Raw genomic sequence first — 13,274 nt, 5'->3', positions numbered from 1 at the left:
ACGGGGGCTGCGCGGCGGACACGCCAACGTCACCGCTGAATGCCACGCCATTTTTGCAGAACTTGACGCACACAACTAAAAAAGGACGCGGGCCGTCGGGAGTCATCCATGTCGCAGCTGCACGAATCAAACTTTCAGCCCGCGCCGAAGTTCCACACGGAAACAAAAAAGGCCCGCTACGCCTTCAGCCGCGCCGCTCCAGCACGCCAAACAAAATAGGGGCCCGCACCCCGAGGGGATGGGAAGGACGTGGGCTGATCGGAAGGGGGGAGTCCGATCTTTCAGCCCTAGGGCAAGTGCTGCACGACCCGAACGCCTTTGGCTCGGCCAGGGTTCCGGAAGGAAGACAAACCGCCTGCTGACGAGCCACTAGATCATCTCGAAGCCCAACGAAGTTCTACTCGTCCGTCCTCCCGCCGGTATAATTTGCAACAATCCGAGACGCGAGCACTTCAGGTCGTTTCTCCAGATTGAGCCTCCGTGTCACCCCCAGCGGGCTTGGCGTGCCGTTCAGGAACAACAACGCCCAAGCCAAGTTTGGTGGTCCAGGAGGTTACGACAATGCGCATACTGAGAACATTGTTTGAACACTTGTGGCGCTCGAACAGCAAGTCGCCGCCCGAGCTTGCACCGCCCGTCGACGCGATCGTTCGGCTGCTGAAAGAAAAACAAAATCTCGCTACAAAGAAAGGACTTGGTCGACCAGATCAGAGTGCTAGCGGCTGACCGGGCTGCACGCGGGGTACGGCATCGCAGCTTGGGACGGATCGGTATCATGCCCGGCTAGTCCTGGGTCGCTGGCGCATGGACCACGGCTTCTTCACGCCCGACTGGAAGGCAGCCGAAGCCCCGGTTCGAAGCTTGGCTGTGCAGGAGCCGGAGCTTGCCATCGGGACTGTGCCCGGCGGCAGGCACGGGCATGCGGAAAGACCGTCTCCTGAGGTCAGCCACCGCTCAATTCTGGCTGGCGGGTGACATGTCTTTACGCGCAAGGCCCCGCACAGCTTCGAGACCCCGCGGGAAGCCGCTGCGGTCACCGAAATCCTGCGGTTGGCGGCGGCCGCGAGCGTGCCGGGCGCTTACGTTTTGCACGGTCAATAAATCGATGAGTGTCACACCGGCAACGAGCACCAATGCAAGTCCGACGTTGTCACGCTTTGGGTTGTCGTGCCGGAGCGCCCATAGGAGCGTTGCGATGTCGAGCCCATCACCGGCCACACGGCTCCAAAGCCCCGGCTTTTTGTCTGCCGACAAGGACAGAATGCCGCTGCTGATTTCCCGCGCTCCGTAGGCACGGATCAAGCCTTCCTTACCAGGCATGCCGAGTGCGCGGGCGATGCGCTCGGAGCTTATAAGTTCGGCCATGCCAAGCGCGATGCTAAACCATCCAAGTTTGCGCGCTACCATATCGGAGGGCGCAAGCGCCTTTGGGCCAGATTTTACGACCCTTGGGTCGCTTGGCCATCTGCTGAGATTGCCGAATTTGCTAAGCATGTTCATGACACTGGTCCTATGGCTTCAGTACGACTTTGACGCAACTGTCCTGCTTGTCGCGAAAGATCTGGTACATCTCGGGTCCTTGTTCGAGCCCGGCAGTGTGGGTGATGACAAACGACGGGTCGACCTGACCTTCTTCGATGCGACGCAGTAGGTCGTCGGTCCAGCGGTTCACATGCGTCTGGCCCATCCTGAAGGTCAGGCCCTTGTTCATGGCTTGGCCAATCGGGATCTTGTCGACGAACCCGCTATACACGCCCGCGATTGAGATGACGCCGGCTGGCCTGCAGACATAGATCATTTCACGCAGCACGTGGGGCCGATCGCTCTCCATCAGCATCATCTGCTTCGCGCGGTCATAAACGGTGTCTGGTTGACGAAAAGACACGTGACTTTCCATCCCGATGGCGTCGATGCATTTATCTGGCCCCTTGCCGCCTGTAAGCTCGTTCAGCCTTTCAACAACGCTCTCCTCCAGGAAGTTGATGGTGATCGCGCCGCCCGCTCCGGCCATGGAAAGGCGTTCGGGCAGGCAATCTATGCCCACGACCTGCTTGGCACCGAGAAGAATGGCGCTGCGGATTGCCATCTGCCCCACCGGGCCACAGCCCCAGACCGCGACGGTATCGGAGGGCTCGATCTCGCACTGAACAGCAGCCTGCCAGCCAGTTGGCAATATGTCGCCAAGGAAGAGGACCTGCTCATCGGAGAGCCCGACCGGTACCTTGATGTGCGTTGCATCGGCAAATGGTACGCGAACATACTCGGCTTGTCCGCCCGGGTAACCGCCGGTCAGATGGGTATACCCAAACAGCCCAGCCGTCGTGTGACCGAACGCCTTGTCGGCGATGTTCTTGTTGCGGTTGGTACGTTCGCAGACCGAAAAGTTCTTGCGCTTGCACTGGTCACATTCCCCGCAAATTATGGTGAAGGGAACGACGATGCGGTCTCCCTTCCTAAGCGCGCCGTTTATCTCGGATCCAACTTCCACCACCTCACCCATCATTTCGTGGCCCATAATGTCGCCGGGCAGAATTGCCGGAATGAGGTTGTGATAGAGGTGCAGATCCGAGCCGCAGATCGCGCAGCTCGTCACCTTGACGATGACGTCGCGCGGGTCTTCGATTTCGGGGTCGGTAACCTCGTCGCAACGTATGTCTTCTTTTCCATGCCAAACCAGCGCTCGCATGCGTAATCTCCTATAGGAGCTGTTCGCGGCGTCGCGAGAGCGAGCTCGGCCGCTTTCCTTCAGGCTGCGAATTAGCTTTCCGAGGTCCAACCGCGAGGCAGCATCCATGTTCCCCGCCTCCGTTAAAAAACTCAGGCAGGCTCTTGAAAGGTGGGGCTGATGGCGTGTCGGAGCGTCGAGAAGGCGGTGGCCGCCCTGCCGGACATCATAAGAAGGTCAAGGAAGCATCTACGTTTCGCGGCTTCGCCGTTGCGGTGGTGCATGGCGGCAGATGATCCTTGACCAAGGCTATGGCCTTCGCAGCAACCGGGATGACGCCCTCTAAGGTCAGCAGCACCACCATCTTCCAGGTCTCCTCGGTGTCGAAGGCGATCTCGGCCACGGTGGCCGCCATCGCATGACGAAGGACCACAGCTTCGACTGGGCCACCTCGGTCGGCAAGGCCTGGGACCGCTTCCGCCCCAATCTCGACTACGTATCGGGCGACGCCACCATCGGCGAGTCTTCGTTCCTCGCTCCGGCCTGCGTCCGGCGGCGGGCAGCGAGCTCGAGGATCTCGGTCCAGCGCAAGCAGATCGTCGTGCCGCGGCTGATCGGTCGGCTCGTGCTGATCTGGGGCTTTCCGCTGTCGCTGTGGCTGCCGACCGACGCAGGGTTCGAGCGATAGAGTGAAGCCCTGGGCAAGTCCTTGGGGGTCTATGGCGGGCGAGGGTTACCAGGCACGTCCGGATCGGTGCGAAGACTCGATGCGGATGCATATCGCCAATGGTAGCGCCAACCTGTTGATTGCCGATTTTGTGACGGGATGCTTGGAGTCTAGCACGCCGACGGTGTGCATGAGCTTTTGGACAGCAACCGTCGAATGATTGCTGAGCCTGAGAACTTGGGTCCATCTGATAGCGAGTCATTTGGCCAAGTCTAGCAACGGGCAATTGGAATGCCGACCACAGATGCCTAAGCCGCTATCGACCAGCCGCTGCCGTTTCGTCCCAGAAAGAATCCACAAAGCCGTAGCGCCCCCGGATTCGCGACTTGCTCAGGAAACCTCGCAATGCACGCATTGCTAGACAGTGCGGCACTCTATTCTCATGGCGCACGATCCGATCACACGCTGGGCAAGGCAACGGTTGCCGCTTTGCGACGTTGCTGAAGGCCGAGCGTCGGCAACTGTGCCGCCCAACGGAACACCGGGCGCCTCGCGGCCGTTTTGTCCCAGGATCGGAAGGTGAGACGTGGATAGAGAGACCAATGCCGGAAAGGCTGAGCAGTGCGAACTTGCATCAGGAGGAGAAGGCGACACACCGCCAGCTGCCGCAGTAGCTGCGGCATTGGTCAGCGCGTTGGAAACCACTCGAAATGGGGACATGCTCCATATCGCGAGTTCCGAACGCAGTGCCGCTGACATCACAAAGGCATTGCGCCACTTCCTCCCAAAAGCTGATATCCTGTACATGCCGCCGTGGGATTGCCTGCCATACGACAGGGTGTGGCCCACTCGCGCCACTATGGGGCGGCGGGTCAGCGTTGTTCATGCTGTTGCGGCCGCTACGAAAAGACCCCGCATCACGGTTACTTCGGTCGAATCTGCCCTGCAGCGGGTACCGCCTCCCTCCGCAATCGGCCAGGGTTTCGCGACCCTGCAGATCGGACAGGAGGTGGACCCGAGGGCACTTCGTGTATTGGCTGAGAGAACTGGCTATGTTGTCGACGATCGGGTCGACGAACCAGGCGAGATGGCCGTCCGCGGCGATCTTATCGACATTTTTCCTGCCGACCGTGACCACCCTATTCGTGTTGTACTGGGCCCTGGCGGCACCATCTCCGAACTTAAGGCATACGACCAAATCACTCAACGAAGCGAGCGATCGCTGCACAGAGTCGTAGTCGGCCCGGCGTCTGAGCTTATGTTGGAATCCGGCAACGAGTTCGACCCTGCAGCGATGCGCACCATCCCGATGGAGGAACGCCTGGTCTCGCACTACTCCGACTTGCCGGCGCTCTTCGATGTCGCATCAACAGCTAACATCTGCTTCCTGGATGGATTGGAAGAAATTTCGCTCGCACGCGTCTTGGACCTCATAGAGGAGGCGTGGCGCGGCAGGCGGCAAGTTTCCACGGTGGCGCGGCCCGCGGCGAAACAATTTTATTTGTCGCGTGAGGAATGGGACGACTCGCTACGGGATCGCCATTGCTTGCGTCTTATGGTCCCGGTTGGCCGAATTCCCAAATTCTTCCACCTGCCGCGAGCCGGGCACGAATTCGCCGAGTTCGCGCAGGCGCGCGCAAGCTCGGGGTTTAGTGTGGTGGTCACAGGCGAAGCTTCGGAACTGCGCCGAGCAGAGCGGCTGTGCGACCGTAAGTTCGGTCGCAAAATGGACCCAGTCGCCGATTGGCCGCAAATCCTCTCTGTCGAAAGAGGCTCCCTTCTCAAGGCGGAATTCGATCTCACAGAGGGCTTTGTCGACGGGCCATCCCGAATTGCAGTCGTTGCGGCAGCGGACATATTCGGCCCGTCATCGACTGCAAACGCGGACTCCGGCAACGGCATAGCCGAACCCGAACTGCGGCTCGGCGATCTGGTTGTCCATGAAGACCATGGCGTGGGCGTCCTTGCCGCGATCGAACAAATTGAAGTGGCTGGTCTGCAACAAGATGTTGTGAAGCTTGAATATCATGGTGGCGCTTCCCTGCTGGTTCCAGTGGAGGAGTTTGGCCGTATATGGCGCTATGGATCCGAGCCAGATGCGATAGCCTTGGACCGACTAGATGGTGAAGGCTGGAAGAAGCGGCGCCAGTCTGCAGTCCGCGAGATCGAGAAGGTCGCCAAGCGGCTGGTCGCCATTGCGAAGGCCAGGTCCAGCCAGTCCGCCGAATTGATCAAGCCGCCGCGTGCCGACCTTGCTCGCTTCGCGGCGCGATTCCCTTACCCCGCGACCCCCGACCAAGCCGCCGCAATCCGAGCCGTGATGGATGACCTGTCCTCGGGCAAAACGATGAACCGGCTGGTCTGCGGCGACGTCGGCTTTGGAAAGACCGAGGTGGCGCTTCGGGCGTGTGCTGCGGCCGCGTTTTATGGCAAGCAGGTTGCTATCGTTGCGCCCACCACGGTGCTCGCGCGTCAGCACTACGAGACGTTCTGCCGGCGTTTCGCAGGGTTCAACATCCAAGTTGCTCACCTTTCCAGTGTGGTCGGATCGACAGAGACAAGGAAAGTGAAGGACGGTCTGAGAAGCGGCAACATTGCGGTCGTCGTCGGAACCCATGCTGTTGCGGCCAAAGGGGTGGCCTTTAGCGATCTCGGGCTGCTCGTAATCGACGAAGAGCATCGGTTCGGGGCCAAGCTGAAGCAATCACTGCGAGGGTTGGCGCGATGCCTCCACACTCTGACCATGAGCGCCACGCCGATACCCCGCACGCTTCAATTGGCGATGGCGGGCGTGCAGGAAGTCAGCGTCCTGAACACACCACCTGCCAAGCGGCATCCGGTTCGCACCATCTTGGCTCCTTTCGATGCCGGTTCGGCCAAAGCTGCTCTATTGCGCGAATACCGCCGCGGAGGACAAAGCTTCTTTGTCGTACCACGCATAGATGACATCGAGACTGTCGTTGAACAACTGGGCAGGCTGGTTCCGCAGCTCTCGGTGAAGATCGCGCATGGCGAAATGAAAGGGCGTGAACTGGACGAGATAGTTGTCCGGTTCGCCGCAGGCGAAGGCGACATTTTGTTGGCCACGGACCTCATCGAAAGCGGACTTGATATACCGCGGGCAAACACCATTCTCGTTTGGCGGGCCGACCATTTCGGACTTGCACAGCTCCACCAGCTTCGGGGTCGTGTAGGCAGAGGAAGGGCGCAAGGCATTGCACTTCTCTTGACCGAGCCCGGCAAGGAATTGGCTGAAGCCACAATGTCCCGACTTTCGGCTCTTGTAGCTCTTGACCGGCTTGGCTCTGGCCTGGCCATCAGCCAAAGGGACCTCGACCTACGCGGCGCCGGCGATCTTTTCGGCGAAGAACAGGCGGGCCACGTCAAGCTCATCGGCGTCGGGCTCTATCATCGACTGCTTGAGCGTGCCTCATCGATTGCTCGAGGCGGGCCCCGCTCTGACATGCAACTTCCGGACATCAACTTGCAGGCCGGAGGGTCATTCCCAGAAAGCTATGTACGGGAGCCAGCCATACGCCTCAGCCTGTATTCGCGGTTGTTCCGCATCAGCACGCATTTAGACGTCAACGCATTTGCCGACGAGGTGGAGGATCGCTTTGGAGCCATGCCGAGCGAAGTGGCCACGCTGCTGGAGGTAACCCGATTGCGAATAGATGCGGCGGAGTTAGACTTGAGGCAGGTCGACATAGGACCCGAAGCGATTGCGATCACCTTTCGCACAAAGCCCTCCGCCTCAGTCCGGCAGAACATTTTAGGGCTGGACGGGTTCGAATTTCGACGAGGCCGCTTGATCTGCAGGCCGTCAACCAAACCAGGCATCGCAAAACTCGAGGTTTTACGGAGCGTGATCGGTTCCATTCGCTCGGCACATTCGGCACGTGAGCTGAACGCGAGACCGATTACCGGTCAAAGCACAACCTGCAATGGCCCCTAGCGGTTCTCAAGCTCCGGGTCTGAGATTGAAGGCATCCGAAACGACCTGCCCCAGCGCTCTCAACGCGAGCCCTGTCGATTCTTGCCGCAGCCTGTATGCTCGCACGTAGGTGCCGAATGGTGCCCACACAGGCTCGAATTTCCCCGTCGACTGTTTTCCCGGGGGTGGGCATTCAGCGCGGCCTACCACACCAACATCAACCAGCGGCGCAGCAGGTCTAGATAAACGTCGGTGAGGTCAGGTCCCGTAGGGAGGCTGTGGTGAGTGACAATTTCCCCAGATGACCCAAGACCGTTTCGTACCCGCCTCCTTGCAGACGCCTTGTGCCACCCACAGCCACGTCAACCACGGTGATGTCTCTATCAGCCGGTCAGCGGACCTCCTTGCAGAACGGTTTTCAATTGCTTTGCAGCGGCTGTCAAAGCGTCGCGGTCATTCCCGGTGGCTTTTATTAGCTCGCGGACCTGCTCTGGCGTGATGCCGTTCTCGCGGGCGAAATGTTCCACCTCATAATCCTCGTCGACGGCTACGCGGTTACGGTCGCGGAAATCACGCTTCGTCTTGTCATCGGCCATTTCGTCCTCCTGCGGCTTCGATCAACGGCAACGCTGGCAAGTGACTTTCGTTGCGCCGGCGCGCCTGGGGAGGGCCGGTCATGACTACTTTGCCTCCCGGGGAAGGTTGTACGGCTGACGCCTATGGACATCTCTCAAGGGCGCTTCATGGCGGGCAGATGGGGAGCGACTGACAGCGCGTTGGTCTAGGAATGCCAGAAAGGCACCGGTTGATGACAGCGAGCATGCTGACCACGTTGTCACCGAGGGATGGCAGGAACGTCATCAGATTTCGCAGGAACAATCGTCAATCGAGCGGGTTGGAGGGCCCGTTGGCGAAAACATGAAGGAGGACGAGATGAACATCATGAGAACGGCCATTGCGGCCGCTGCGGTCGGACTGATGGGCTCGATCGCACTTGCTCAGACGGCAAAGATATCGCCGCAGGAGTTCGCGACGATGGCGGCCAGCTCCGATTTGTTGGAAATCCGTTCAAGCGAGCTGGCGATGCAAAAGTCGCAAACAGCCGCCATCCAGGAGTTCGCGCAGATGATGATCAACGATCATACGAAAGCGTCCAAGGACCTGATGGCTGCCGCGCAGAAAGACGGCGTCACCGTCCCGGCTGAAATGACAAAGAAGCACGCCAGCAAGGTCGAGGCACTAAAGACCGCTGACAACGAAGCTTTCGATGAAGCTTATGTTGACGCTCAGGTGGCTGCTCATCGGGAAGCGCTTGCGCTGATGAGCTCCTATGCCGAAAGCGGAGACGCCGCGGCGTTAAAGGTACACGCGCAAAAGACCGCTCCCATTGTCCAGAGGCATTTCGAGCACGCTCAGCAACTGGATGAGGCTAAGTGACACGGCCAAAGACGCGGCATGGGACTCTTCGGACCATGAAAAGGGATGTAGCGGGGTGGCCATGCTGGCCCCCTCGCTGCTGGTCGTCCGGCATACAAACACGTCCGAGCCGAGCACCCGCCTAAGCGAAGTTCCACGCACGATCTGTCTTCTCTTCGCGATTCGATCTCTCTAGGCGTCGTTTAGCGGGAGCCAACGCTTTGCCCTCCTACACGAACGGGCGCATGAGATTCTGCCGCCAGGACCGATCGCCGCGTCCGGCGAGCGAGTCGAGATAGGCCGTCCGGTTCGCAAGCGGAAGATCAGGCCGAACGGGCGAGACGAGTTCCGCCAGGCGCGCAATGCGCTCGCTTGTGCTCGGATGCGTCCGGAACCAGTGCAGCCACCGTGCCCCGCGCGAGTCGAAACGCTCCCAATCATCTCCCTGTATGGCTTCGATCCGTCGCAGAGCAAGGGCCAATGCCTGCGGATCGCCCGTGAGCTCCACGGCCCCTGCGTCGGCCAGGAACTCCCGCCGCCTTGAAAGCGAGAGCTGGAGAAGATCGCTAACAGTGGGCGAAAAGGTCAGGAGCAGAATGCCGAAGGGCGACAGAAACTCGCCCGTCGCCCAGAGCACCGGCAGCAGCGCGAAAAGCAGGAATAAGCCGACGCTTGACATCACCTGCGTCATGGCTCCAGCCGTCGCCGCGAGCCGCATGATGAAGATGTCGCCGTGGCGGATATGGGCGATCTCATGCGCCAGAACAGCAGCGAGTTCACGCGGCGGCAGCGTCTGAAGGAGACCGCTGGTGACGGCGATGGCGGGATCTTGCCGATCGCCGGCAGCCATGGCCTGCAGGACGGGCGACGGCAGCAGGTGGAGAGTCGGCGCGCGAGGCAGGCCGGCGCGGCGCGCGAGCTCTGCGATCAGTATGACGAGTCCAGGATCGCTGTGCCGGTCCACGACGATGGCCCCATAGGCCTGCCGGAACAGGGCGCCGCCGGAGGTGGAGCCGACCAGGAGGGCGATACCGGACAGGATGAGGCCGAGAACGATGCCGTCGGACCCGCTGATCACGTACCCTGTCCATGCGGCGAGTGCCATAAGGCCGATGAGAATGATGACCGAATGAAGCCTGTTTAGCGCGCGCTGCTGCCTCAAGGCTTCGCTGTCAAGCAGGTACACTGTAGGACCGGGAGTTTGTTTTCGGCGCTGGCCCACTCTTCACCTCTTTTGCTGCGATTTCACAGCGCTCGTTTTCAGATCGAGCTTTGGACACAGTATAAAGCTCGGCACACCATTGCCCCTCCGATCGGAATGCGGATGCCAACAGACCGACAGTAAGGCGAGTACCACCCGGCCCTGGTTAAGCTAACGCGCAAGGAAGAGGATGCGAGATGGCAGGCAAAGATTGCGAGCAGTTTATCGACGATTCCGTCTACGCGGCGAACGTGGAGTCACGCGCGGAAGCGCTCGCAGTTTCGGTGCCATCCGGGGCGGGATGCGGATCGTCGAAGTGCGGCTGCTTCTGAAAATACAAATTCGACATAGGAGGGCGGCCTAGGAGCCCCCTTTCTGAATCACTCGGCTAGCGCCTTGATAATCGGCGTGGACCATAGGATCAGTATGAACCCGATACCCGACCAAAAGCATCACAGTATCCCAGTTGCGATAATCCCGGCGCATCTCAGGCGTCCCTGACAATACATCTATCTGTTACAGAATCCCGCGCTCAAAGCCAGATCCTCCGAAGTGCACGAAGGAGGGCTGTATCTGTCCCGCCGTCTGTACCGCCGGGTGACGCGCCCAGCAAAAAAGTTGGTGAAAGCTGGATCGAATTCAAGAGTTTCTGTTGCCGAGCAGTAGAAAAACCGCCGTCCCCGTAGCCATATAAGGCGCAATCACTTGCCGCCAAATCATGTTGCTCCTCCGAAGCCGCAGGCTCGCCCTCGTTTACTCCGCGACCTGTGTCGCCCTCCGCTGAAGCTCATGCAGGTGATTGAGCCGCCCGCTGGGCATGCGCTGCCGCGGCGAAGATGAAGCGGTTCTCGTTGCTGAGAATTTCGAGCCAGTTCGCAAGATAGCTTGCGTGGTCGTGCCTAGGCTCGAGCTCCGGAACGATGCCGAGAAAGCAACCGCCCAGATCGGCCAACGAGTTCTTCGTGGACCCTGAAGGAGGGATCCTTATGAAAACGGGAGAGGTTGCGATCAAGCCGTTTCTCTGAGCGCAGGTTGCGTAAAGCCGCCGGCCAAGCGGGCGGCAAGCTGCGGCATAGTAAGGATTTGAACGCCGGTTTCGCCGTGGCGCGCGGCAGCGATTCTACGCATTCGAAAGGCGAGAGGGCCTTCGACGACGATGGTCCAGCGTTTCATCGCGTGCCCTTTGTTCCTCGAACGGGTAGTCGGGTATCGAAAATCTGGTCCGCGACCTCATTCCGTGCCCAAGCGACCCTTTTAGGCGCGCAATGTACATGTTGCCCCCGAACAAACACTATGAAGGTTACAATGGCGCTCGTGATGAGCTCGGCTTTATTAGGGCAACGACGTCTGTGAAGAGGTTGGGCATCGCTGGAAGAAGCGGACTTATTTTGTATCGGCCGGTAGTCCGAGCTAAAAGGCTAGTGCTGCCTGAGCGCCACCGTCCTACGATTGAGTTCCAGGCTGCAATCTTATGCGACTTTCGCAGCACAGATAGAGAACATCTACTGTTGCGACCGCCCATGACATGGGCGTTGGACCGTGGATTGATCCCCAAGGCGGTCATTTGCACCAACGGAAAACGAGCACAACTATCCGAGCTCATGGATCGTCACGCTGGGAATAACTGCCTTGGCGATATCGCACGACCGGCACATCCTATCTCCCCAAACAGCTTGAAGACCTCCTCGGATAGGACGTGATCGAAGGATTCAATTAGATCGTCGGCGATAAAGGGCACAGAGGGTCCAACCGACTCGACTCGCTGTGGCTTTCGCCACATCATGTTCACGGGGGGCGCTTGGGGATGGTATTCCGATTTCGAAAATCTGTAAGGATTGCGCCGGGAGTCCGGATAAATCTCAACGCGAAAAGTGCCAGCGTGCGGGTTGGACCGAAAGGGCTTGGATATACAGTTAGCACAACAGGCAAAAAGCGCCTCAGCACGAGCATCCCGGGCACCGGACTTTCTTATTCAGAGGTTGTTTCGTCGAAGCGACAGCCCGTGCCTCGCGCGCCGTCGCAATTAGTTGCTTCTCAAATTAAGCCGTCTTCGAAGGGCCCGCTCGCCCTTGTGCTACTCGCCATTGGCGCTGGACTGGTTTGGTGCAGCACGCCGTATAATGAAACCAAGATTACCGGAGAACGGTTATTAACCACCGGATTCGTGCAGCCGAATCTAAAGCCCGCGACAGTAGAACCGGACCCCCGGGCCTCCCAGGGTACAGACGCTTATGCCGGGCCCGCCCCTTCCGTTCAAAAGACACTTTATAGCACCGCAAATGTTCGCCTACGGACATCCCCATCGGCTGAGTCCCAGATTGTACTCACCGTCCCAGTTGGATCTGCAGTGTTGTCATCGAAGCGCGAAGGCTCTTGGCATCACGTTTCATACGGGAACTATTCGGGCTGGATTTTAGGCGATTATCTCGCGGAGCCTGGCACTGAACCAGCGGCAACTTCTTCGCCGGTAGCACCGCTGGTTTCAAGCGAACAGCCGGCCTCTGACAGCAACACAATCTCAGGCCGCGCGACCATCATCGACGGAGACACGATCGACATTGCCGGCACGCGCGTGCGTCTCAATAGCATCGATGCGCCTGAGAGTGCTCAGCTCTGCCGGAATTCAAAGGGCAAGAACTACCGCTGCGGCCAGTCTTCTGCGAAAGCGCTTGATGCCTGGCTGGCGAAATCCCGGCCCGTAACCTGCACATTCATAGATTGGGATCGCTACGGCCGCTTCGTCGGCGACTGCTATCGTTCCGACGGCACGGCGGTGGCAGGATGGCTGGTCACAGCCGGCCACGCAATGGACTGGCCGCAGCATTCGGGCGGCGCCTACGCGGGGCACCAGGACGAAGCTCGGCTGGCCAGGCGCGGGATCTGGCAAGGCGAGTTTCAGCCTCCTTGGGAATGGCGTGCCGCACAGCAGGCCCCTAAGCCTGAAACCACGAATCCAGTTCGACTGCTCTCCGGCTCATGCGACATCAAGGGCAACATCAGCAACAAGGGCGTTCGCATCTACCACCTCCCCGGCCAGCGTTTCTATGACGAGACAGTGATCAGCCCTGCCAAGGGTGAGCGAATGTTCTGTTCAGAAGATGAGGCGCGCGCGGATGGTTGGCGCCGGTCGAAAAGGTGACTATAGCTGCAACTTCGTTGGACTTTGTATAGTCCGAGCCGCTGCAGGTCGATGCTTTCAAGCGTAGCGGGTTCTGTCGACGTCCAGATGGGAAGCCGTTCGCGCCATGCACGTCACTTACGTCGTAGCGTGAAGTACAGGTTGAGAGAAGCGCGTCGGAAGGTCCAGAAATGGCGAAGTTGTGTGCGTCAAGTTCTGCAAAAATGGCGTGGCATTCAGCGGTGACGTTGGCGTGTCCGCCGCGCAGCCCCC

Annotated in this window: 9 protein-coding genes and 1 pseudogene; 4 read left to right on the top strand and 6 right to left on the bottom strand. The window is 59.5% G+C overall.

Annotation, left to right across the window (positions count from 1 at the left end; all coding sequences use genetic code 11):
- Positions 1-954 precede the first annotated feature (954 nt).
- The 3 genes from AC0L2R_RS33130 to AC0L2R_RS33120 all read right to left on the bottom strand — a co-directional run bounded on the left by AC0L2R_RS33130 (position 955) and on the right by AC0L2R_RS33120 (position 3,068).
- On the bottom strand, positions 955-1,500 hold the full coding sequence (locus AC0L2R_RS33130) for a hypothetical protein (RefSeq protein WP_473513976.1): 546 nt from the start codon (positions 1,498-1,500) through the stop codon (positions 955-957).
- 10 nt (positions 1,501-1,510) lie between these two features.
- Complete coding sequence (locus AC0L2R_RS33125; protein WP_473513974.1) at positions 1,511-2,686, bottom strand: zinc-dependent alcohol dehydrogenase; 1,176 nt, start codon at positions 2,684-2,686, stop codon at positions 1,511-1,513.
- A gap of 205 nt (positions 2,687-2,891) precedes the next feature.
- On the bottom strand, positions 2,892-3,068 hold the full coding sequence (locus AC0L2R_RS33120; protein WP_473513972.1) for a hypothetical protein: 177 nt from the start codon (positions 3,066-3,068) through the stop codon (positions 2,892-2,894).
- A 15-nt stretch (positions 3,069-3,083) separates the two neighbouring features.
- On the opposite strand from AC0L2R_RS33120, the gene AC0L2R_RS33115 reads away from it, so the two are divergent.
- Positions 3,084-3,353, top strand: a complete 270-nt coding sequence (locus AC0L2R_RS33115; RefSeq protein WP_473513970.1) for a hypothetical protein — start codon at positions 3,084-3,086, stop codon at positions 3,351-3,353.
- 565 nt (positions 3,354-3,918) lie between these two features.
- Positions 3,919-7,287: a DEAD/DEAH box helicase gene (locus AC0L2R_RS33110; protein ID WP_473513968.1), complete on the top strand. Its 3,369-nt coding sequence runs from the start codon at positions 3,919-3,921 to the stop codon at positions 7,285-7,287.
- A gap of 362 nt (positions 7,288-7,649) precedes the next feature.
- Here AC0L2R_RS33110 and AC0L2R_RS33105 read toward each other — a convergent pair whose 3' ends face one another.
- Complete coding sequence (locus AC0L2R_RS33105; RefSeq protein ID WP_065008854.1) at positions 7,650-7,862, bottom strand: DUF3606 domain-containing protein; 213 nt, start codon at positions 7,860-7,862, stop codon at positions 7,650-7,652.
- A gap of 337 nt (positions 7,863-8,199) precedes the next feature.
- Between AC0L2R_RS33105 and AC0L2R_RS33100 the strand changes: the two genes are divergently transcribed.
- The gene (locus AC0L2R_RS33100) at positions 8,200-8,703 is read left to right on the top strand and encodes a DUF4142 domain-containing protein (RefSeq protein WP_473513966.1); all 504 of its coding nucleotides are present in this window, start codon (positions 8,200-8,202) and stop codon (positions 8,701-8,703) included.
- A 208-nt stretch (positions 8,704-8,911) separates the two neighbouring features.
- Here AC0L2R_RS33100 and AC0L2R_RS33095 read toward each other — a convergent pair whose 3' ends face one another.
- Together AC0L2R_RS33095 and AC0L2R_RS33090 are read right to left on the bottom strand one after the other, a co-directional pair.
- The gene (locus tag AC0L2R_RS33095) at positions 8,912-9,868 is read right to left on the bottom strand and encodes a zinc metalloprotease HtpX (protein ID WP_473513964.1); all 957 of its coding nucleotides are present in this window, start codon (positions 9,866-9,868) and stop codon (positions 8,912-8,914) included.
- A gap of 768 nt (positions 9,869-10,636) precedes the next feature.
- Positions 10,637-10,908, bottom strand: a pseudogene (locus AC0L2R_RS33090) (zincin-like metallopeptidase domain-containing protein); the annotation flags it as partial.
- 779 nt (positions 10,909-11,687) lie between these two features.
- Here AC0L2R_RS33090 and AC0L2R_RS33085 point away from each other — a divergent pair.
- Positions 11,688-13,022: a DUF4236 domain-containing protein gene (locus AC0L2R_RS33085; RefSeq protein WP_473513962.1), complete on the top strand. Its 1,335-nt coding sequence runs from the start codon at positions 11,688-11,690 to the stop codon at positions 13,020-13,022.
- Positions 13,023-13,274: the final 252 nt, after the last annotated feature.

The sequence above is a fragment of the Mesorhizobium sp. WSM4820 genome (assembly GCF_055811075.1).
The sequence above is the reverse complement of the archived record's forward strand: the minus strand, read 5'-3'. Positions and strand labels throughout refer to the sequence as shown.